Genomic DNA, 22,025 nt, shown 5'->3' with positions numbered 1-22,025 from the left:
GGGGTCATGCGCGTCCTGATTATTGAAGACGAAGAAAAAACCGCCGACTACCTGCATCGCGGGCTGACGGAGCAAGGCTACACCGTGGACGTGGCCCGCGACGGCATCGAGGGCCTGCACCTGGGCCTGGAAAGCGACTACGCGGTGATCGTGCTCGATGTGATGCTGCCCAGCCTCGACGGTTTTGGCGTGCTGCGCGCGCTGCGGGCGCGCAAGCAGACCCCGGTGATCATGCTCACCGCCCGCGAGCGCGTGGAAGACCGCATCCGCGGCCTGCGCGAAGGCGCCGACGATTACCTGGGCAAGCCGTTCTCCTTCCTCGAACTGGTGGCCCGCCTACAAGCCCTGACCCGCCGCAGTGGCGGGCATGAGCCGGGGCAGGTGACCATCGCCGCCCTGTGGATCGCCCTGATCAGCCGCAAGGCCAGCCGCGCCGGCCTGCGCCTGGACCTGACCGCCAAGGAGTTCTCGCTGCTCAGCGTCCTGGCACGGCGCCAGGGCGAGATCCTGTCCAAGACGGCGATTGCGGAAATGGTCTGGGACATCAATTTCGACAGCGACGCCAATGTGGTCGAAGTGGCGATCAAGCGCCTGCGGGCCAAGCTCGACGGGCCCTTCGAGCATAAGCTGCTGCACACCATCCGTGGCATGGGCTATGTGCTGGAGAACCGCAGTGTCGAGTAACTCGATTGCCCTGCGCCTGAGCGGCATGTTCACCCTGGTGGCGCTGGTGATTTTCCTGCTGATCGGCGGCGCGTTGTACCAGCAAGTGGACCGTGGCCTGGGCTTGTTGCCGGGGGCCGAGCTGGATGCGCGCTACAGTGTGCTGGAGTCGTCGATCAAGCGTTTCGGCACGCCGGATCACTGGGTGAAGATGACCAGCAAACTCAAGCTGCTGGGGGAAGAGGACACGCGGATTCGTTTCTGGGTGGTGAGCAGTGACCCGACCTACGAGTACGGCAACCCGGACGCCCGCCTGCGCAAATTCGCCGCCGGGCCCACGGGCATGCGCGACTTGTACCTGCCAGGGCATGCCTACCCGTTCAAGGTGCTGGTCAGCCAGTTTCCGGCCAAGGACCAGCGCCCGCCGCTGCGCTTTATGATCGCCATCGACACCGCCAACTTCCGCACCACCCAGCACCATCTGCTGATGGCCTTGATCAGCCTGGCGTTTGTCGGCGTGGTGCTGGCTTCGCTGCTGGGCTTCTGGGTCGCGCGTATCGGCCTCAAGCCGCTGATCAAACTCTCGGATGAAGCGCAAAAACTGGCACCGCCGAAACTGTCCGGGCGCTTGCAACTGTCGCCACTGCCGCCGGAACTCAAGCAGTTCGTCAATGCCTTCAACTCGACCCTGGAGCGCGTGGAAACCGCCTACTCACGCCTGGAATCCTTCAATGCCGACGTGGCCCACGAACTGCGCTCGCCGCTGACCAACCTGATCGGCCAGACCCAGGTCGCCCTGACCCGTGGCCGCTCGGCCGAGCATTACTTCGAGGTGCTGCAATCGAACCTGGAAGACTTGGAGCGCCTGCGCTCGATCATCAATGACATGCTGTTCCTGGCCAGCGCCGACCAGGGCAGCAAGGCCACCAAGCTGATCGAAAGCTCCCTGGCCGATGAGGTGGCGACCACCCTCGACTACCTGGACTTTATCCTCGAAGACGCCCAAGTGCAGGTGACGGTGAGCGGCGATGCCCAGGTACGGATCGAAAAGGCCCATTTGCGCCGGGCCCTGATCAACCTGCTGAACAATGCCGTGCAGCACACCTCGCCGGGGCAGGTGATCGCGGTGCGGATTGAAGCGCAGGCGCAGCAGGTGCTGATTGGCGTGACCAACCCAGGGGAGATGATCGCCAGCGAGCACCTGCCCCGCTTGTTCGAGCGCTTCTACCGCGTGGACGCCTCACGCAGTAACAGCGGGGCCAATCATGGGCTGGGCCTGGCCATCGTCAAGGCGATCGCGCTGATGCATGGCGGGGATGTGTTTGTGCGCAGTGAGCACGGAGGCAATACCTTTGGCATCACCCTGCCGATCTAAATGTTAAAACCGCCATACCATCAAAATGTGGGCTTGCTCCCACACAAGCCCATCCCCATAGGTGGATCCTCGTTGTCTTAACTGTTGCGATTTGGGCAATAGTTATTATCTTGTTACACTCTGTACCGTACCGCTCGCCTGCGCCACTATGTCGCATCGACGAGCGAGACGGCAAAGACAGCCGACCCGCCCTGCCATTTCCCTCGACTTATTGCCAGGGCTCTATACTGGGAATCTGTCTTAAAGCCGCTGACTTCAGCGGCTTTTTTTTGCCGTAAAAAAGGCCAGGAACGCCCCACAACATTGGCCATTTAGACTGACCCAAAGGAGCTCCCCCGGTGAAAACCGCGCTGACACTCACCCCGTTATTCCTCGCAATTGCAGCAACTATCCCCCCGCTCGCCCATGCAGCAGACGCCCCAGCCGCTGACGGTTTTGTCGAAGGCTCCAGCCTCACGATCAACACCCGCAACTACTACATGAACCGCGACCGTCGTGACACCCACACCGACGACAGCAAAGAGTGGGGCCAGGGTTTGCTCGGGATCTTCGAGTCCGGCTACACCCAGGGCACTGTGGGTTTTGGCCTGGACGCCCATGCCATGCTCGGCCTGAAACTGGACGGCGGCGGCGGCACCGACGGCTCCAGCATCCTGCCGTACGGCAGCGGCAACGGCAAAGCGCCGGGCTCGTTTTCCACCGGTGGCGGCACCCTGAAAATGCGCGCCCTGGATACCGAACTCAAAGCCGGCGACCTGTTCCTCAACAACCCGGTGATTGCCGGTGGCATGACCCGCATGCTGCCCGAGACCTTCCGTGGTGTCAGCCTGACCAACCACAGCCTTGACGGCTGGATGCTCGAAGGCGGCCAGGCCAGTTTTGCCAAGCTCTACAACCAGAGTGGCCACGGGCGCATCGGCACCAGTTATGGCGTGCTGCCCAAGGGCCAGGACAGCCAGCATATGACCTGGGCCGGCGTAGCCTGGAGCGGCTTGCCAGGGCTGACCAGCAACCTGTACGCCGCCGAACTCAAGGACGTGTGGAACCAGTACTACTACGACCTGGACTACACCTACACACTCAACGACCTGGTCAGCCTCAACCCCGGCCTGCACTTCTACCATACCCAGGACACCGGCCATGCCCTGTTGGGGGATATCGACAACAACACCTACAGCCTGCATTTCACCGTGGGCGTGGGCAATCACAGCGTCACCGCCGCATACCAGCGGGTCAACGGCAACACGCCGTTCGACTACATCGTCCAGGGCGACAGCGTGTACCTGGACAACTCCCAGCAATACTCGGACTTCAACGGCCCCAACGAGCGCTCGTGGAAGCTCAAGTACGCCTATGACTTCGCTGGCCTTGGCGTGCCCGGCCTGACCTCGGCAGTGTCCTATATCAGCGGCAAGACCGACCTGACCAAGGTCGATCCCAATAGCCGGGGCTACTCGGCCTGGTACAGCGCCGATGGCAAGAACGCCAAGCACTGGGAACGGGATATCGACCTCAAGTACGTGGTACAGGGCGGCAAGGCCAAGGACCTGGCCGTACGCCTGCAATGGGCGACCAACCGTGGCAGCAATGGCTACTCGGCAGTGGACCGCGATGTGGATGAGTACCGGGTGATTGTCGATTACCCGATCAATGTGTTCTGACGGCCCATTATCTTTTTTGCCAATGCGGGCCGCTTACCCCTGAAATGGGAGCGCGCCCGCCGCTCGACCGAGCCCTGGGCCCTGTTGATGATTGACGTCAATCACTGCAAGGCCTTCAACGACCACCAGGTCGGCGGCGAAGCATGGCCATAACGCAGAAATAAAAAAAGGCCACCCGAAGGCAGCCTTTAAAAACTAAAGAAAGAGAGTGGTTACTTACACCGCCGCAACGGGACGCATGTAAGAGATCGGTGCAGTGCTGGCATCTTCAAAGGTCACGACTTCCCAGGCATCTTTCTGCTCAATCAACTTGCGCAGGAGCTGGTTGTTCAGTGCATGGCCCGACTTGAAGCCTTTGAACTCACCTATCAGGCTATTGCCCAGCAGGTAGAGGTCACCAATTGCATCGAGGATCTTGTGCTTCACGAATTCGTCTTCATAGCGAAGGCCGTCTTCGTTCAGTACACCATCCGCGTCGACCACGATGGCGTTTTCCACGCTGCCGCCGAGTGCGAGGTTGTGCTTGCGCAGGTACTCGATGTCACTCATGAAACCAAAGGTACGGGCGCGGCTGACTTCTTTTACAAACGAAGTGCTGGAAAAATCCACGCTTGCACTTTGGGTGCGGTCACGGAATACCGGGTGATCGAAATCGATCTCAAAGCTCACTTTAAAGCCTTCAAACGGAACGAAGGTGGCGCGCTTGTCACCGTCTTCTACTGTCACTTCCCGCAGAATGCGAATGAACTTCTTGGCTGCGTCCTGTTCTTCCAGGCCGGCAGATTGAATCAGGAATACGAAAGGTCCAGCGCTACCATCCATGATCGGGACTTCAGACGCGGAGAGCTCGACGTAGGCGTTATCGATGCCCAGGCCAGCCATGGCCGAGAGCAAGTGCTCCACCGTGTCCACTTTGACGTCACCGTTGACCAATGTGGTCGACATGGTGGTTTCGCCAACGTTTTCCGCGCGAGCAGGAATCTGCACCACAGGGTCCAGGTCGGCACGAACAAACACGATGCCGGTGTCGACAGGTGCGGGCTTGAGGGTCAGGTATACCTTCTCCCCGGAGTGCAGACCTACACCTGTGGCACGGATAATATTCTTCAGGGTGCGTTGTTTAATCATGGCTTGGACCGCTTCAGCGCAAATTGCGAACTGGTATCAACAAAGGCTGGCGATAATAACAGACCAGACCTTTGCTGAACACCAATCACCTTCATAGCCCTGATACATTCCATTAATCGGCCTGACGACGCAGGAAAGCCGGGATGTCCAGGTAGTCCAGATCATCTTGCGGATTCGGGCTACGGGACGCCGCAGCACCGGCCTGGGCCTGGTTGCGCATCACGGTCGGACGATCCAGGTCACGGTAGTTCACCGACGGCAGTTCCTGGCGAGCAGGTGCTGGAGCGGCGGCCGAGGCCTGGCTGGTGTGCACGGTATTGTCGATGACCTTCACAGGCTTCTCGATTTTTGCGCCCAGACCCGTGGCAACCACGGTCACATGCAGTTCGTCGCGCATGTCCGGGTCGATAACGGTACCGACCTTGACCATCGCGTGCTCGGAAGCGAAGGCTTCGATGATGCTACCCACGTCGGAGTACTCACCCAGGGACAGGTCGGGACCGGCGGTGATGTTCACCAGGATGCCGCGGGCACCTTGCAGGTTCACGTCTTCGAGCAACGGGTTGCGGATGGCCGCTTCGGTCGCTTCGCGTGCACGGTTAGGACCGCTGGCGCAGCCAGTGCCCATCATCGCCATGCCCATTTCGCTCATGACCGTACGCACGTCGGCAAAGTCGACGTTGATCATGCCCGGACGCTTGATGATGTCGGAGATACCGCGAACGGCACCGGCCAGTACGTCATCGGCCTTGGCGAAAGCCGACAGCAGGCTGGCGTCTTTACCGAGGATGGTCAGCAGTTTCTCGTTGGGGATGGTGATCAACGAGTCCACGCTTTCAGACAGCAGACGGATGCCTTCGTCGGCGATCTGCATGCGCTTGCGGCCCTCGAACGGGAACGGACGGGTCACGACCGCGACCGTCAGGATCCCCATTTCCTTGGCCACTTCGGCAATGATTGGCGCCGCACCGGTACCGGTACCGCCGCCCATGCCGGTGGTGATAAACACCATGTTGGTGCCTTGCAGCACTTCGGCAATACGCTCGCGGTCTTCCAGGGCGGCTTGACGGCCGACTTCTGGATTGGCGCCAGCGCCCAGGCCCTTGGTCACGGCTGTGCCCAATTGCAGGATGGTCCGCGCGCCGATGCTTTTGAGCGCCTGGGCATCAGTGTTGGCGCAGATGAATTCAACGCCTTCAATGTTGCTCTTGACCATATGATTGACAGCGTTGCCGCCGCCACCGCCAACACCGATTACTTTAATAACCGGGCTTGCGGGGATGTTGTCTACGAGTTCGAACATTTTCCCTCTCCTTCATTTCTCTAGTTTTTTCGCCTACTACTTGAAACGGTGTTGCGGTAAATCGTTAGAAATTGCCTTTCACCCAGGCTTGCAGGCGCTCCAGCAACGGCGCTTTGGGCTCGTCACTGCTATAGCTTTCGCGGCTGCCAATGCCCGACAGGGAAATGCCGTCGGTCTGCTTTTGCAGGCCATACAACAGCAAGCCCACACCGGTGGAATAAATCGGGTTGCGCACCACGTCGCCCAGGCCCTTGACGCCATGGGGCACGCCCAGGCGGACCGGCATGTGGAAGATTTCCTCGGCCAGTTCAACCGCGCCTTCCATCTTCGAGGTGCCACCGGTCAGCACGATGCCGGCCGGGATCAAATCTTCGTAGCCGCTGCGGCGTAGTTCAGCCTGGATCAGGGTGAACAGTTCGTCGTAGCGCGGCTCGACCACTTCGGCCAGGGCCTGGCGCGACAGTTCGCGCGGTGGGCGGTCGCCCACGCTCGGCACCTTGATGGTTTCACCGGCACCGGCCAGCTTGGCCAGGGCGCAGGCGTAGCGGATCTTGATTTCTTCGGCGTACTGGGTCGGTGTGCGCAGCGCCATGGCGATGTCGTTGGTCACCTGGTCGCCGGCAATCGGGATCACCGCAGTGTGACGGATCGCACCTTCGGTAAAAATCGCGATATCGGTGGTGCCGCCGCCGATGTCCACCAGGCACACGCCCAGCTCTTTTTCGTCGTCGGTCAGGACCGAATACGCGGAAGCAAGCTGCTCAAGAATGATGTCGTCGATTTCCAGGCCGCAGCGGCGCACGCATTTTTCAATGTTCTGTGCGGCATTCACGGCGCAGGTCACCACGTGAACCTTGGCTTCCAGACGTACGCCCGACATGCCCAGGGGCTCACGCACGCCTTCCTGGTTATCGATCACGTAGTCCTGCGGCAGGGTGTGCAACACACGCTGGTCAGCCGGGATCGCCACGGCCTGGGCGGCGTCGAGGACGCGCTCCAGGTCGGCCGAGCTGACTTCACGGTCGCGGATCGCCACGATGCCGTGGGAGTTCAGGCTGCGGATGTGATTGCCCGCCACACCGACGAACGCCGAGTGAATCCGGCAGCCGGCCATCAGTTGCGCCTCTTCGATGGCGCGCTGGATCGATTGCACGGTGGACTCGATATTGACCACCACGCCCTTCTTCAGGCCCCGGGACGGATGCGTGCCGATTCCGACGATTTCCAGCGTGCCGTCGTCCGCGACCTCGCCTACCAGCGCCACCACTTTGGAGGTGCCGATATCGAGACCGACGATCATTTTGCCGCTTTGCACGTTTGCCATGGGTCCTGCCTCTTCTTAATTCTTCGCGACAGCGGGCTGCGCTGTCGTGGGCGCAGCCGGTTCGCGCCAGCTAACGGCCAGGCCGTTGGCGTAACGCAGGTCGATGCTCGCAATGTTCGTAATCTGTTCTTTCAGGGTTTTGTCGTAGATGGCGATAAAGCGGCGCATCTTTTCCACCAGGTGGTCGCGTCCCAGCAACAACTCGATGCCCGGGCCGGAACTGCCTGCCCCGGTGGTCAAAAACCAGCTGCCCCGCTCGCGCAATTCCAGGCGCGCAATGGAGAAGCCCAGTGGCCGCAGCATCTGGCTCAACGCCTGGTACTGCTGCATCACTTGTTGCTGTGCCCGTTGCGGCCCGAACAACTGCGGCAAATGCTCGTAATTGGCCAGCTCACGCGGGTTGAACGCCTGGCCCTGGTTATTCAACAGCGCTTCGTCGCCCCAGCGGGCCACGGGCAGTTGCTCTTCCAGGCGGATCGTCACTTGATCCGGCCACACGCGCCGTACTTCGGCGTGGGCAATCCACGGCATCTGCTCCAGCTCGGCACGCATGCCTGCCAGGTCGATGGTGAAGAAGCTCGCCGCGACAAAAGGCGCGATCCGCTGCTGCACCGCTTGCTGGCTGATGTAGCTCAAGTCGCCCTGCACGCTGATCTTGCTGATCGGGCGGTCGGCATACGGCAACAGGCGCTGCGCACCTTCATAGGTGCCAAAGCCCAACGCCACCAACAACACCGGCCAGAACAGGGCCTTGAGAAAACCAAAGTTGGCTTTCGGCAGGCGCGCCGACATCGGCTCTTTAGCCACCATTCGACTGGCACCCCGCGGCACCGGCTTGCGGCCGGGAGCGGGTGGCTGATGACGAAGCGATGCGCCTTGCATGGTCTTAACCTCGTGCCTCTATATAGCTAGCCGCCAGAATCGCCAGCACCAACTGCTGGAAGTCCAGGCCGGCTGCGCGTGCAGCCATGGGCACCAGGCTGTGGTCGGTCATGCCCGGTGCGGTGTTGACTTCCAGGAACCAGAAGTTCCCCTGGTCATCCTGCATCACGTCTGCCCGCGCCCAACCGGCGATACCCAACGCCTCACAGGCTTGCGCCGTGAGGTCCATCAATTCCTGCTCTTTGGTTGCATCGAGGCCGCATGGGATCCGGTACTGGGTATCGGAAGCCAGGTACTTGGCGTCGTAGTCATAAAAGGTGTGAGGCGTGCCCAATGCGATGGGCGGCAATACCTGGCCACGCAGGGTGGCGATGGTGTACTCGGGACCCTGGATCCACTGTTCCACCAACACTTGCGAATCGTAGGTACTGGCCGCTTTCCATGCGTCGATCAATTCGGCGGCCGAGTTCACTTTGGCCATGCCGATACTGGAGCCTTCATGGGCTGGTTTGACGATCAAAGGCAGGCCCAGTTCCTTGGCCGCCGAAATACAATCGTCTTCGCTGCACAACACGCGGTGACGCGGCGTCGGAATGCCCAGGCTGTGCCACACCTGCTTGGTGCGCAACTTGTCCATGGCCAGGGCCGAGGCGAGGATGCCACTGCCGGTGTAGGGAATGCCGGCGCACTCCAGCAGGCCCTGCATGCTGCCGTCTTCACCGCCACGGCCATGAAGAATGATAAAGGCGCGGTCGATCTTCTCGGCCTGCAGGCGGGCGAGGAAGTCATCGCCCACGTCGATGCCAAAAGCGTTCACCCCGGCGCTTTGCAGCGCCTGGAGCACGGCATTGCCGGACTTGAGCGACACTTCGCGCTCAGCGCTCTTGCCGCCGAACAGCACGGCTACGCGGCCGAAGTCGGCAGGCGCGATGGTGGAGAACAGGGAGCCGTAGTTCGTAGTCATTTCGACTTCCCCTGTACAGCGGCGGCAGCAAACAGCGGGCTCGCCAGCAATTTAGGGGCAAGGCCGCCGATATCACCGGCACCCTGGCACAGCAGGATGTCGCCGGCACGCAGCAGCGGCTTGACGATCGGCGCCAGGTCCACACCCCGCTCGATATAGATCGGGTCCAGTTGCCCGCGCTGGCGGATGCTGTTGCACAGCTTGCGGCTGTCGGCACCGGGGATCGGTTCTTCACCGGCCGGGTAGACTTCCATCAGCAGCAATACGTTGGCATCAGCCAATACATTTACGAAGTCGTCGTACAGATCGCGGGTACGGCTGTAGCGGTGCGGCTGGTAGACCATCACCAGGCGACGCTCCGGCCAACCACCGCGCACGGCCTTGATCACGGCCGCGACTTCGGTCGGGTGGTGACCGTAGTCATCCACCAGCATCACGTCGCCGCCGTCTACCGGCAGGTGGCCGTAGACCTGGAAGCGCCGGCCCACGCCGGCAAAGCCCGACAGGCCTTCGACGATGGCTTCATCGCTGACGCCCTCATCGGTGGCGATGCAGATGGTCGCCAGGGAATTGAGCACATTGTGGTTGCCCGGCATGTTCACCGACACATCCAAGGGTTCACGATCCGGGCGCAGCACGGTAAAGAAGGTCTGCATGCCTTGCTGACGGACATTGATCGCACGTACGTCGGCGTCTTCGCTGAAGCCGTAGGTCACGGTAGGACGCTTGACCAGCGGCAGGATTTCCCGCACCACCGGATCGTCCAGGCACACCACGGCCAAACCGTAGAACGGCAGGTTATGCAGGAACTCGACGAAGGTTTTCTTCAACTTGTTGAAGTCACCGTCGTAGGTCGCCATATGGTCGGCGTCGATGTTGGTGACCACGGCCACGAGCGGCTGCAGGTGCAGGAAGCTGGCATCGCTCTCATCGGCTTCGGCGATCAGATAGCGGCTGGTCCCCAGTTGTGCATTGGTACCTGCTGCATTCAGGCGGCCACCGATCACGAAGGTCGGGTCCAGGCCGCCGGCGGCGAACACCGAGGCGATCAGGCTGGTGGTGGTGGTCTTGCCGTGGGTGCCGGCGACCGCGATACCGTGGCGGTAGCGCATCAGCTCGGCCAGCATCTCGGCGCGGGGCACCACGGGAATGCGCCGCTCAAGGGCAGTGGCCACTTCCGGGTTGGTGGTGTTCACGGCACTGGAAACCACCAGTACATCGGCCTGCGCGGCGTTCTCGGCACGGTGGCCGATAAAGATCTGCGCGCCAAACGATTCCAGGCGCTCGGTGACCGGCGAGGTCTTGAGGTCGGAACCGGAGACCTGGTAACCCAGGTTCAGCAACACCTCGGCGATCCCGCACATGCCCACGCCGCCGATACCGACGAAGTGGATGCGCCGGATGCGGCGCATTTCCGGTTGTGGCATGGCTTTTTGATTCTCAACCATGGGCCACCTCCAGGCAGATATCGACCACGCTGCGGGTGGCGTCGGGTTTGGCCAGGCGGCTTGCGGTACTCGCCATGCTGTTCAGTCGTTCGGGTTGCATCAAAACCTCAGTCAGGCGTGCGGCCAGGTCGGCGGCGCCAGTCGTTCTTTGCGGCAGCAGGAAGGCAGCGCCCTCCCCGGCCAAATATTCGGCGTTGCGGGTCTGGTGATCGTCGATGGCATGGGGCAAGGGCACCAGCAAGGACGGCAGACCGGCGGCAGCCAGTTCACTGACGGTCAACGCACCTGCGCGACAGACCACCAGGTCGGCCCAGCCATAGGCATGGGCCATGTCTTTGATAAAGGGCTCGACCGTCGCCTCGACCCCGGCCTCGCGGTAGCGGGCGGCAGTCACTTCATCGTGGTTCTTACCAGCCTGGTGGAAGATCTCGGGACGCAGGTCCACAGGCAGTTGCGCCAGCGCTTCTGGCAGCAATTTGTTCAACGGCTCGGCGCCCAGGCTTCCACCCAGGATCAGCAGGTGCGCCTTGCGCCCGGTCAGGGCCTGGCGGGCAATGTCCATAAACAGTTCGGTACGCACCGGGTTACCGGTGGTGCGGCGCTTGTCCATGGCTGCAAACGTATTCGGGAATGCCTCGCAGACCCGCGCCGCCAATGGCGCCAACAGGCGGTTGGCAGTACCGGCCACAGCGTTTTGCTCGTGGACGATCACCGGCACACCGGCCAACCGCGCGGCCACACCGCCGGGACCGGTGACATAGCCACCAAAGCCCAGCACACACACCGGCTTCAACTCACGGATCACCTTGCGTGCCTGCCATACCGCCTTGAGCAACACCAACGGTGCCTTGAGCAGCGACAATTTGCTCTTGCCGCGCAGGCCGCTGACGTTGATCAGGTGCAGGGGCAAACCGGCCGCCGGGACCAATTCATTTTCGATGCCACGGGGCGTCCCCAGCCAATGCACGGTGTAGCCGCGGGCCTGGAACTCACGGGCACAGGCCAGCGCCGGGAACACGTGGCCGCCGGTGCCACCGGCCATGATCAGCACGTTAGCGCCCATGGGTCGGCTCCTCGGCAAAATCGCTCTCGCTAAATTCCATCTCTTCGCTGCCCAAATGGGTTCGACTCTCCCACTCGATACGCAGCAACAAGCCCAGACAGGCACAGCAGATCACCAACGAGCTGCCGCCATAGCTGAGGAACGGCAGGGTCAAGCCCTTGGTCGGCAGCAGGCCGACGTTCACGCCGATGTTGATCAGGAACTGGCCGATCCACAGGAAGGCCAGGCCGTACGCCACATAGGCGGCAAAAAACTGTTTGGCTTTCTCGGCCCACAGGCCGATGTACATGGCCCGCACGCAGACGAACACGAACAACCCGACGGTGGCCAGGGAGCCAACCACGCCCAGTTCTTCGGCGAGTACCGAGAACACGAAGTCGGTATGGGCTTCCGGCAGGTAGAACTGCTTCTGCACGCTGTTGCCCAGGCCCACGCCCAGCCACTCGCCGCGACCGAAGGCGATCAGCGCCTGGGTCAACTGGTAGCCGGAGCCGAACTGGTCGGACCACGGGTCGGTAAAGGTGATCAGGCGTGCCATCCGGTAGGGTTGCGCCTGCACCAGGATGGTCACGGCCGCCACCGCCAGGCCAACCATCAGGGCAAAGCGGAACAAGCCAACGCCCCCCAAGAACAGCATCGCGGCCGCAGCGCCCATCATCACCACGGTGGCGCCGAAGTCCGGCTCCATCAGCAACAGGCCAGCCATGGGCAGCAGCACGATGAACGGCTTGAAGAAGCCCATCCAGCTTTCCCGCACTTCTTTCTGGCGACGCACCAGGTAACCGGCCAGGTAAATCACCACGAACACCTTGGCGATTTCCGAAGGTTGTACGTTGAACGCGCCGAAGCCGATCCAGCGCATCGAACCGTTCACCTCGCGGCCAATGCCGGGGACGATCACCATCACCAACAGGCCGAAGGCACCGAGCAGCATCAGCCAACCCAGGCGCTGCCAGGTGGCGATAGGGATCATCATGGTGACGATGCACGCACCGAGGCCAATCACCAGGTAAATCAGGTGGCGGATCATGTGGTACAGGGTGTTGCCCGACTGCACGGCGGCCACTTCCGAGGACGCCGAGGTGATCATCACCAGGCCCAGGCCCAGTAGCGCCAGGCAACCGGCAAGCATCGGGAAGTCGAGGTCGATCCCGCGCCCGGTAATGATCGGCGATGGGTACGGCTTGATGATGTTCTTCAGGTCCAGACTCATGCCAAGCCCTCCACGGCACGGGCGAACAACTGGCCGCGTTCTTCGTAGTTCTTGAACATGTCGAAACTGGCGCACGCCGGCGACAGCAGCACCGCATCACCGGGCTGGGCCAGGGCACGGCACTGGGCAATGACCTCGTCCAGGGAGGTGGCGCGCACTTGCGGCACTGCGTCGCCCAGGGCGGCGGCGATCAAGTCGCTGTCACGGCCCATCAGCACCACGGCGCGGCAATGGGCAGCCACCGGGCCCTTGAGGTCCTTGAAGTCGGCGCCCTTGCCATCGCCACCGGCGATCAGCACCAGCTTGCCGTCGATATCGGCACCCAGGCCTTCGATGGCGGCCAGCGCGGCGCCGACATTGGTGGCCTTGGAATCGTTGTAGTAGCTCACGCCCTCCAGGTCGCGCACCCACTGGCAGCGGTGTTCGAGGCCGGCAAAGGTGCGCAGGCTCGACAGCATCGCGTCGAACGGCAAGCCAACCGCGTGCCCCAACGCCAGGGCCGCCAGGGCATTGGACTGGTTGTGGGCACCACGGATCTTCAGTTCACGCACCGGCATCAGGTTCTGGAATTCAAAGGCCAGGTATTTCTCGCCATGCTCTTCACGGATACCAAAGGCCTTGAAATCGGGTTTGCTCAGGCCAAACGTCCAGCATGGCAGGCCCTCGCCCATCAACGGACGGCTCAGGGCATCCTGGCGATTGACCACCACTTGCCGCGCACCACGGAAGATCCGGTGCTTGGCCAGGTGATAAGCCGGCAGGCCGCTGTAGCGGTCCATATGATCTTCGCTGACATTCAACACGGTGGCCACTTCGGCGCCGAGCTGATCGGTGGTCTCCAGCTGGAAGCTCGACAGTTCCATGACGTACAGCTCGATATCGTCGCTGAGCAAATCCAGGGCCGGCGTACCGAGGTTACCGCCCACTGCCACGCGCTTGCCGGCCGCAGCCGCCATTTCGCCGACCAGGGTGGTGACGGTGCTCTTGGCGTTGGAACCGCTGATTGCCACGATGGGCGCCTTGGCGTTACGCGCAAACAGCTCGATATCGCCGGACAATTTCACGCCACGCGCCGCTGCCGCTTGCAGGGCCGGGGTTGCCAGGGCCAGGCCGGGGCTCACGTAGAGTTCGTCGGCACGGCACAGAAATTCCACATCCAACTCGCCACAACGCACTTCCACGTGCGGGTAGTCACGGCGCAGCGTGACCAGCTCCGGTGGATTTTCCCGCGTATCGGCCACGGCAAACGACGTGCCCCGGTTCGCCAGGAAGCGAACCAGGGACATGCCGCTCTTGCCGAGGCCGACAACGATGCGGAAGTGGTCTGAAGCGATCAGGGACACTCGTTTCTACCTCAGTTTCAGGGTGGCAAGGCCAACCAGCACAAGAATCACGGTGATGATCCAGAAACGGACGATCACCCGTGGCTCCGGCCAGCCCTTGAGTTCAAAGTGGTGATGAATCGGCGCCATGCGAAACACGCGGCGGCCGGTCAACTTGAAGGACGCCACCTGGATCACCACCGACAGGGTTTCCATCACGAACACGCCGCCCATGATGAACAGGACGATTTCCTGGCGCACGATCACGGCAATGGTGCCCAGGGCCGCACCCAGCGCCAGGGCGCCGACGTCGCCCATGAACACCTGGGCCGGATAGGTGTTGAACCACAAAAAGCCCAGCCCGGCACCGATCAGCGCGCCGCAGAACACAATCAATTCACCCGCGCCCGGGACATAAGGGATCAGCAGGTATTCGGCGAATTTCACGTTACCCGACAGGTAGCAGAAGATGCCCAGGGCGCCGCCCACCATGACGGTCGGCATGATCGCCAGGCCATCAAGGCCATCGGTCAGGTTGACCGCGTTGCTGGAGCCGACGATCACGAAATAGGTCAGCACCACGAAGCCAATGCCCAACGGGATGCTGGCATCCTTGAGCATCGGGAAAATCAGGGTGGTTTCCACCGCGCTTGGCGCCGTCATATAAAGGAAGATCGCCGCGCCCAGGCCGAACACCGATTGCCAGAAGTACTTCCAGCGGCTTGGCAGGCCCTTGGAGTTCTTCTCGATCACCTTGCGGTAGTCATCGACCCAGCCGATGGCACCGAACAGCAGGGTCACCAGCAACACCACCCACACATAGCGGTTGGCCAGGTCGGCCCAGAGCAAGGTGCTGATGCCGATGGACGACAGGATCAACGCGCCGCCCATGGTCGGTGTGCCGGACTTGGACAAGTGCGACTGCGGGCCGTCATTGCGCACGGACTGGCCGATCTGCAGGTTTTGCAGAGTACGGATCATCCATGGCCCGAGGAACAGCGACAAACACAGCGCGGTCAGCACACCCAGGATCCCGCGCAGGGTCAGGTACTGAAAGACCGCGAAGCCTTTGTGGAACTGTTGCAGATACTCAGCCAGCAGCAGCAGCATTAATGTTTCTCCGTACTTGAGCCACACAAGGCCGCGACGACGTTTTCCATCACCGCGCTGCGCGATCCCTTGATCAAAATGGTTGTGTGTTTGTCTTGTTCGGCCGCGCCCAGCGCCTGGATCAATTCGGCCTGGCTCGCGAAATGCCGCGCGCCTGCACCGAACGCAGCGACGGCATGGGCCATGTTCGGGCCGACGGCGTAGAGGGCGTCGACCTTGCCACTGGCGTAGGCACCCACTTCACGGTGGGACTGTTCGGCCCAGTCGCCCAGTTCGGCGATATCGCCCAGTACCAGGACCTTGCGCCCGGCGAAGCCTTTGAGCAGGTCAATGGCCGCGCAGACCGAGGACTGGTTGGCGTTGTAAGTGTCATCAATCACGCGCATGCCGTTGCTCGCCAGTTGTGCCACGGTGCGGCCCTTGACCGGCTGCACGGCGCCAAGGCCGGTGGCAATGCCGAACAGCGACACGCCCAGAGCGTAGGCGGCAGCCGCAGCAGCCAGGGCGTTGGCAACGTTATGGTTGCCCAGCAGGTTCAGTTGCACGTGCTCGTCACCCTGCGGGCTGTGCAGGGTGAAGGCCGGGCAGCCACGGGCGTCGAGCGTGATGTTCGAGGCATGGAAGTCGGCTGCGGCGTTGTGCACGGCAAAGCTCAAGACCTTGCGCCCGGCGGCACGTCCACGCCAGGTTTCAAAGGCCTTGTCATCGAGGTTCAGGACTGCGGTCCCGGAAGCGTCCAGGCCTTCAAGGATTTCACCCTTGGCCTGGACGATCTTCTCGGGGCCGCCAAACTCGCCAACGTGGGCGGTCCCGGCGTTGTTGATAATGGCGACGTGCGGCCGGGTCATGGCCACGGTGTAGGCAATCTCGCCAATGCGCGACGCGCCCAGCTCGATCACGGCGGCGGTATGTTCCGGGGCCAGTTCCAGCAGGGTCAGCGGTGCGCCAAAATCATTGTTCAGGTTGCCACGGGTGGCCAGCACCGGCCCGCGCGTACGCAGAATACCGGCGAGCAGTTCCTTGACCGTGGTCTTGCCGCTGGAACCGGTGATCGCCGCCACCGGATTGGTGAACGCGGCGCGGTTCAGCGCGCCCAATTGGCCAAGGGCCAGGCGGGTGTCGACCACCAGCAACTGCGGCAGGGTCGAGTCAGTGACTTCACGCTGCACCAGGGCGCCGACCGCGCCTTTGGCCGCCACCTCATTCAAGTAGTCATGCCCGTCGAAACGCGGGCCGGCCAGGGCGACAAACAGTTGCCCCGACTTGATGTTGCGACTGTCGATACTGACACCGTCGAAGCTGCAATCGCTCGACAACACACGGGCCGACAAAGCCTGGGTCAGTGCGCTGAACTGCATGGCCTTAAGCATGGGCCACCTCCCACGCGGTCAAGGCGCGATCGGCCTCGACCAGATCGGAGAAGGCATGACGCTCGCCGTTGATTTCCTGGTAGTCCTCATGGCCTTTACCAGCCAGGACCACCACATCGTCAGCGCTGGCGCTGGCAATCAATTGGGCAATGGCCGCGCCACGACCGGCCACAAACGTCACGTGGGCGGCGTCTTTGAAGCCGGCGCGGATATCCTCGAAAATCTGGCTCGGCGTTTCGCTGCGCGGGTTGTCATCGGTGACCAGCACGCCGTCGGCCAGGCGCTCGACGATCTCGGCCATCAGCGGGCGTTTGCCGCGATCGCGGTCGCCGCCACAGCCGAACAGGCACAGCAACTTGCCCTTGGCATGAGGGCGCAGGGCTTCGAGGACTTTTTCCAGGGCATCCGGGGTGTGGGCGTAGTCGACCACCACCAGTGGCTGCGTCCCGCCCCCCAGGCGCTGCATGCGCCCGGCCGGGCCTTCGAGCTTGGGCAATACACGCAGGATCTCATCCAGGGCGTAATCCAGGCCCAGCAAGGCGCCGATGGCCGCGAGGACGTTGCTCAGGTTGAAGCGACCGAGCAAGGTGCTGCGCAAATGGTGCTCGCCCTGGGGCGTGACCAGCGTAGCGAGTACGCCTTCGTCATTGAACTGGGCTTCGCGGCAATACAGGTAGGCGCTGGCGTCTTCCAGGCTGTAGCTGATCAGGCGCGCTTCGCTTTTTTCGGCGGCCAGTTGGCGACCGAATGCGTCATCGAGGTTCACCACGCGGCACTTCAGGTCAGTCCAGCCGAACAGCTTGGCCTTGGCGGCGGCGTACGCCTGCATGCTGCCGTGGTAATCCAGGTGGTCGCGGGACAGGTTGGTCATCACCGCCACGTCGAACGCCAGGGCACTCACCCGGCCCTGGTCCAGGCCGTGGGACGACACTTCCATGGCCACCGCCTTGGCCCCGGCCTTTTTCAGGTCGGCCAGGGTCGCCTGTACGGCAATCGGGTTCGGCGTGGTGTGCAGGCCGCTTTGCAGCGCGCCATAGAAACCGGTGCCCAGGGTGCCAACGATGCCGCAGTGCTGCCCCAAAAGGTCCAGCGCCTGGGCCACCAGCTGGGTAACGCTGGTCTTGCCGTTGGTGCCGGTGACGCCAATCAGGTTGAGCTGGCGGCTCGGGTCGCCATAAAAACGCCCGGCGATATCCGACAGCTGCGCTGCCAGGCCCTTGACCGGAATCAACGGCACATCGGTCATCGGTAATACAGTGGCGCCTTCGACTTCATAGGCCACGGCCGCCGCACCGCGTTGCAAGGCGTCGGCAATATGGGCCCGGCCATCGAGCTTACCGCCCGGCACGGCCAGGAACAGGTCGCCGGCGCGTACGCTACGGCTGTCCAGGCTCAGTTCGCGAATCAACAGATCGCGGCCAGCGTGGGCGAAAATCTTGTTCAGGCTAAGAGACATCAGCCGCGCCCTCCATTGGCTTTTACAGCAGCAGCCGGTGGTCCGGCGTTGGCTTGTTGGGTCGGCGGCAGGTTATCCGGCGTAATGTTCATCAAACGCAGGGTGCCGGACATGACTTTGCTGAAGACCGGCGCCGAGACCAGGCCACCGAAGTAGCCGGCCTTGCTCGGTTCGTCGATGACCACCACGATGGCGTAGCGCGGGTCGCTCATGGGACCGAAGCCGGCGAACAGCGAGCGGTAGGAGTTTTCCGCGTAGCCCTTGGTGCCCACCGAGGTCTTGCGCGCGGTACCAGACTTGCCGGCCACGTGATAGGCCGGCACCTGGGCACGGAACACGCCGCGTGGCGCCTCGATCACTTGTTGCAGCATGGTCTGCATGGTCTTGGCGACGTTTTCCGGGATGACCTGTTCGGATTTCGGCGCTTCGTCCACGTGGATCAGGCTCAAAGGCGTCATACGGCCATTGTTGGCCAGCACGGAAAAGGCGTGGGCCAGCTGGATCGCGGTCACCGACAGGCCATAGCCGTAGGACAGGGTCGCGGTCTCGGCCTTGCGCCATTCACGGTAGTTGGGCAGGTTGCCGACGCGCTCGCCCGGGAAGTCCAGGCCCGTGGGTTGGCCCAGGCCGATCTTCTGCGCCAGGTGGTAGATGGTCTCGCCGCCGATATCAAAGGCGACTTTACTCATGCCCACGTTACTGGAGTTGATCAGGATGCCGGTCAGGTCCAGCACCGGGCCTTCGCTACGGGAGACGTCGCGAATGGTGTATTTGCCCAGTTGCAGGGTGCCGGGATAGACCTCGACCTTGTCGGTGGGCTTCCAGCGCCCGGATTCCAGGGCCGCACTCATGGAGATGGCTTTCATGGTCGAACCCGGCTCGAACACGTCGATCATCGCGCGGTTGCGCATCATCGCCGGTTGCAGGTTGCGACGGTTGTTCGGGTTGTAGGTCGGCTGGTTGACCATGGCGAGGATCTCGCCGGTCTTCACGTCCATGATCACCAGGCTGCCGGCCTTGGCGCCGTTCTCGATAATGGCGTTGCGCAGCTCGCGGTTGGCCAGGTATTGCAGGCGCAGGTCAATCGACAACGCCAAGGGCTTACCGGCCTTGGCGTTTTTGGTGACCTGGACATCCTTGATCAGTCTGCCGCGCCGATCCTTGATGACCTGCCGCTTGCCGGGAACCCCGGCCAGCCACTCGTCGTAGGCCAGTTCCACCCCTTCGCGGCCGTGATCGTCAATGTCGGTGAAGCCCACCATATGGGCAGTGGTCTCGCCGGCCGGGTAGAAACGCCGAAACTCCTCAATGCCGTAGACACCGGGGATTTTCAGGTCGAGCACGCCCTGGCCCTGTTCAGGGGTGAGGCCGCGAACCAGATAGATGAATTCTTTATTGGCCTGGGCTTCAAGACGGTCCTTGAGGGCCTTGGGGTCCTGGCCGAGGGCGTGGGCCAGCTCGGTCCATTTGTCCTTGGCCACTTGCAGTTCCTTGGCATTGGCCCACAGGGTGGTCACCGGAGTACTGACAGCCAGGGGCTCGCCGTTACGGTCGGTGATCAGCCCGCGGTGCGCAGGAATCGGGATATGCCGCAGGCTGCGGGCATCGCCCTGGCCGATCAGGAAGTCGCGATCCACCACTTGCAGGTCGATGATGCGCCAGGCAATCGCGCCCACCATCAACGCGAGCAAGCCCAGCACGACGCGGAAGCGCCACGGGTAGAGTGCGCCTTCGAGTTTCATCATGGCGCCACCATGCGGACTTCCGCGGCGCCAGGAATGTGCATCTTCAGCTGTTCGGCGGCCAGCACTTCGATGCGGCTGTGGGCCGTCCAGGTGCTTTGTTCCAGGATCAAGCGACCCCATTCCGCCTGGGCCTTGTCGCGCACGCTCAATTCGCCGTACAGGCTATTGAGCAACTGGCGATTCCAGTGGGCGCTGTAGGACACCGCAATTGCGGACACCAGCACGCCGACGTACAGCAGCATCATAAAGAAGCTGCCGCCCGGCAGGGGCTTGGCGAAAAGCCTGCTCACCGCAGCTTCTCCGCAACGCGCATGACGGCGCTGCGCGCACGTGGGTTGGCCTTGAGTTCGGCTTCGGATGCGAACTGCGCTTTGCCATGGACTTTGATTTTCGGCACAAAGGCTTCAAACCGTACCGGCAGGTTGCGCGGCAGGTTATCGGTTTCGCCCTTGACCAGACGCCGCATAAACAGTTTGACGATACGGTCTTCCAGGGAGTGGAAGCTGATCACCACCAGGCGACCACCCACCTCCAGGGACTCCAGGGCCGCCTCAAGGCCAGCCTCCAGGTCACCCAATTCGTTGTTGACGTGAATACGCAAGCCCTGGAATGCGCGGGTTGCCGGGTTCTTGCCCTTCTCCCACGCCGGGTTGGCGACTTTCAGCACTTCAGCCAGGTCGGCGGTGCGCTCGAACGGCTGGATCTCCCGGCGTTCGACCACGGCACGCGCCATGCGGCCGGCGAAGCGCTCTTCGCCGTATTCCTTGAACACACGGGTGATTTCTTCGTGGGGCGCGGTGGCGATGAACTGCGCGGCGCTGATGCCACGGCTCGGGTCCATGCGCATGTCCAGCGGGCCATCGTTCATGAAACTGAAGCCACGCTCCGGGTCGTCCAGCTGCGGCGAGGACACGCCCAGGTCCAGCAGGACCCCGGCCACCTTGCCCGCCATGCCCCGCTCGGCGACTTCCGCGCCCAACTCGGCGAAGCTGCGCTGCACAACGACAAAGCGGCCGTCTTCGGCCGCTAGCGCTTGCCCGGTGGCAATCGCCTGGGGATCCTTATCGAACCCGAGGAGTTTGCCCTGCGGGCCGAGCCGGCTGAGGATCAACCGGCTGTGCCCGCCGCGCCCGAATGTGCCATCCAGATAGCAGCCATCAGGGCGCACGGCGAGAGCCTCGACGGCTTCGTCAAGCAGCACGGTGATGTGGTTAAAGCCGCTATCAATAGTCACAGGATCAAATCACGCAGTTCATCAGGCATGGCGCCCGGTTGTTGAATAGCAGCCAGGTCAGCTGCAGACACAGCATCCCAGGCATCTTCGTCCCACAATTGGAACTTGTTCAGTTGGCCTACCAGCATCGCGCGCTTATCGAGCTTGGCGTATTCGCGCAGACGCGGTGGAACCAGGAAACGACCACTGCCATCGAGTTCGAGATCGACGGCATTACCAATCAGCAAACGTTGCAGGCGACGGTTTTCTTCACGCAACGAAGGCAGAGCGCGCAACTTGGTTTCAATCAACTCCCACTCATCGAGGGGGTAAACACACAAACAAGGGTCAACGGCATCAATCGTGATGATTAATTGCCCGGAACTTCGCGAAATGAGCTCGTCACGATACCGGCTCGGCATGGCGAGACGGCCTTTTGCATCGAGACTGATAGCGTTAGCTCCGCGAAACACAGGTGCGTTTCTCCAAATTTTAGCGTTTTACGTTCAAAAAACCCACTTTGTGCCACTTTCCGCCACTTGCGCACACTATAGGAATGCGCCCACCACACCGTCAAGGCGCGGATTAAAGGAAAAGCCTTACAGAACGGAGATTTAGGAGCGTAAAAGGAGGAGAAACGGGAGTTCGGCGATGTTTTTGACTCAACAACCCCAAACAGCTCAAAGAGCTAGAGCTGGAACTTAAAGTAATTTATTAAGAGTAAGATTTTTTCGGTATTACGAAGACGCATCTGCCAATGATTTGGCAGGGAGGGATTCTTGCGT

At 62.0% G+C, this 22,025-nt stretch carries 19 protein-coding genes; 3 read left to right on the top strand and 16 right to left on the bottom strand.

The annotated features are described in order from the left end of the window. Nucleotides 1-6 precede the first annotated feature (6 nt). The 3 genes from AO268_RS01025 (at nt 7) to AO268_RS01015 (ending at nt 3,699) form a co-directional block, all read left to right on the top strand. Complete coding sequence (locus AO268_RS01025) at nt 7-684, top strand: heavy metal response regulator transcription factor (RefSeq protein ID WP_099167641.1); 678 nt, start codon at nt 7-9, stop codon at nt 682-684. Beyond that, the gene (locus tag AO268_RS01020; protein WP_076963495.1) at nt 674-2,038 is read left to right on the top strand and encodes a heavy metal sensor histidine kinase; all 1,365 of its coding nucleotides are present in this window, start codon (nt 674-676) and stop codon (nt 2,036-2,038) included. Before AO268_RS01025 ends, AO268_RS01020 begins: the two co-directional genes overlap by 11 nt. A gap of 338 nt (nt 2,039-2,376) precedes the next feature. Next, entirely contained in the window at nt 2,377-3,699 is a 1,323-nt protein-coding gene (locus AO268_RS01015) for an OprD family porin (protein ID WP_099167639.1), read from the top strand. 216 nt (nt 3,700-3,915) lie between these two features. On the opposite strand, the gene lpxC is transcribed toward AO268_RS01015, so the two are convergent. From lpxC to mraZ, 16 genes are all read right to left on the bottom strand, one after another. Further along, the gene (gene lpxC / locus AO268_RS01010; RefSeq protein WP_029297841.1) at nt 3,916-4,827 is read right to left on the bottom strand and encodes a UDP-3-O-acyl-N-acetylglucosamine deacetylase; all 912 of its coding nucleotides are present in this window, start codon (nt 4,825-4,827) and stop codon (nt 3,916-3,918) included. A gap of 112 nt (nt 4,828-4,939) precedes the next feature. Beyond that, nucleotides 4,940-6,130, bottom strand: coding sequence for a cell division protein FtsZ (gene ftsZ / locus AO268_RS01005; RefSeq protein ID WP_057444456.1), 1,191 nt, complete (start codon nt 6,128-6,130; stop codon nt 4,940-4,942). Between the two features lie 64 nt (nt 6,131-6,194). Further along, entirely contained in the window at nt 6,195-7,454 is a 1,260-nt protein-coding gene (gene ftsA / locus AO268_RS01000; RefSeq protein ID WP_029297837.1) for a cell division protein FtsA, read from the bottom strand. Between the two features lie 15 nt (nt 7,455-7,469). Continuing rightward, nucleotides 7,470-8,336 carry a cell division protein FtsQ/DivIB gene (locus tag AO268_RS00995; RefSeq protein ID WP_076963497.1) on the bottom strand — a complete coding sequence of 289 codons (867 nt, stop codon included), beginning with the start codon at nt 8,334-8,336 and terminating at the stop codon, nt 7,470-7,472. A gap of 4 nt (nt 8,337-8,340) precedes the next feature. Then, nucleotides 8,341-9,300, bottom strand: coding sequence for a D-alanine--D-alanine ligase (locus AO268_RS00990; RefSeq protein WP_099167637.1), 960 nt, complete (start codon nt 9,298-9,300; stop codon nt 8,341-8,343). Next, nucleotides 9,297-10,748, bottom strand: a complete 1,452-nt coding sequence (gene murC, locus AO268_RS00985) for a UDP-N-acetylmuramate--L-alanine ligase (protein WP_099167635.1) — start codon at nt 10,746-10,748, stop codon at nt 9,297-9,299. Before murC ends, AO268_RS00990 begins: the two co-directional genes overlap by 4 nt. Next, nucleotides 10,741-11,811 (bottom strand): undecaprenyldiphospho-muramoylpentapeptide beta-N-acetylglucosaminyltransferase, encoded by a 1,071-nt coding sequence (gene murG, locus AO268_RS00980; protein ID WP_076963500.1) that lies wholly within the window; start codon nt 11,809-11,811, stop codon nt 10,741-10,743. Before murG ends, murC begins: the two co-directional genes overlap by 8 nt. Next, nucleotides 11,801-13,024 (bottom strand): putative lipid II flippase FtsW, encoded by a 1,224-nt coding sequence (gene ftsW, locus AO268_RS00975; protein ID WP_057958504.1) that lies wholly within the window; start codon nt 13,022-13,024, stop codon nt 11,801-11,803. Before ftsW ends, murG begins: the two co-directional genes overlap by 11 nt. Beyond that, a complete protein-coding gene (gene murD, locus AO268_RS00970) occupies nt 13,021-14,367 on the bottom strand; it encodes a UDP-N-acetylmuramoyl-L-alanine--D-glutamate ligase (protein WP_099167633.1) in 1,347 nt (448 codons plus the stop codon). Before murD ends, ftsW begins: the two co-directional genes overlap by 4 nt. A 6-nt stretch (nt 14,368-14,373) precedes the next feature. Next, on the bottom strand, nt 14,374-15,456 hold the full coding sequence (gene mraY / locus AO268_RS00965; RefSeq protein ID WP_029297824.1) for a phospho-N-acetylmuramoyl-pentapeptide-transferase: 1,083 nt from the start codon (nt 15,454-15,456) through the stop codon (nt 14,374-14,376). After that, on the bottom strand, nt 15,456-16,826 hold the full coding sequence (locus AO268_RS00960; RefSeq protein WP_099167631.1) for a UDP-N-acetylmuramoyl-tripeptide--D-alanyl-D-alanine ligase: 1,371 nt from the start codon (nt 16,824-16,826) through the stop codon (nt 15,456-15,458). The genes mraY and AO268_RS00960 overlap by 1 nt, the downstream gene beginning before the upstream one ends. After that, nucleotides 16,819-18,282, bottom strand: coding sequence for a UDP-N-acetylmuramoyl-L-alanyl-D-glutamate--2,6-diaminopimelate ligase (locus AO268_RS00955; RefSeq protein WP_099167629.1), 1,464 nt, complete (start codon nt 18,280-18,282; stop codon nt 16,819-16,821). Before AO268_RS00955 ends, AO268_RS00960 begins: the two co-directional genes overlap by 8 nt. Beyond that, a complete protein-coding gene (locus tag AO268_RS00950; protein ID WP_162843722.1) occupies nt 18,282-20,024 on the bottom strand; it encodes a peptidoglycan D,D-transpeptidase FtsI family protein in 1,743 nt (580 codons plus the stop codon). Before AO268_RS00950 ends, AO268_RS00955 begins: the two co-directional genes overlap by 1 nt. After that, on the bottom strand, nt 20,024-20,317 hold the full coding sequence (ftsL, locus tag AO268_RS00945; protein WP_076963506.1) for a cell division protein FtsL: 294 nt from the start codon (nt 20,315-20,317) through the stop codon (nt 20,024-20,026). Before ftsL ends, AO268_RS00950 begins: the two co-directional genes overlap by 1 nt. Next, entirely contained in the window at nt 20,314-21,261 is a 948-nt protein-coding gene (gene rsmH / locus AO268_RS00940; protein ID WP_076963507.1) for a 16S rRNA (cytosine(1402)-N(4))-methyltransferase RsmH, read from the bottom strand. The genes ftsL and rsmH overlap by 4 nt, the downstream gene beginning before the upstream one ends. After that, the gene (gene mraZ / locus AO268_RS00935) at nt 21,258-21,713 is read right to left on the bottom strand and encodes a division/cell wall cluster transcriptional repressor MraZ (protein ID WP_003171868.1); all 456 of its coding nucleotides are present in this window, start codon (nt 21,711-21,713) and stop codon (nt 21,258-21,260) included. The genes rsmH and mraZ overlap by 4 nt, the downstream gene beginning before the upstream one ends. Nucleotides 21,714-22,025 lie beyond the last annotated feature (312 nt).

The sequence above is a fragment of the Pseudomonas sp. ICMP 8385 genome, from assembly GCF_002699915.1.
GTDB classification, from domain to species: Bacteria; Pseudomonadota; Gammaproteobacteria; order Pseudomonadales; family Pseudomonadaceae; genus Aquipseudomonas; species Aquipseudomonas gessardii.
This window is presented reverse-complemented; position numbering and strand designations above follow the sequence as displayed.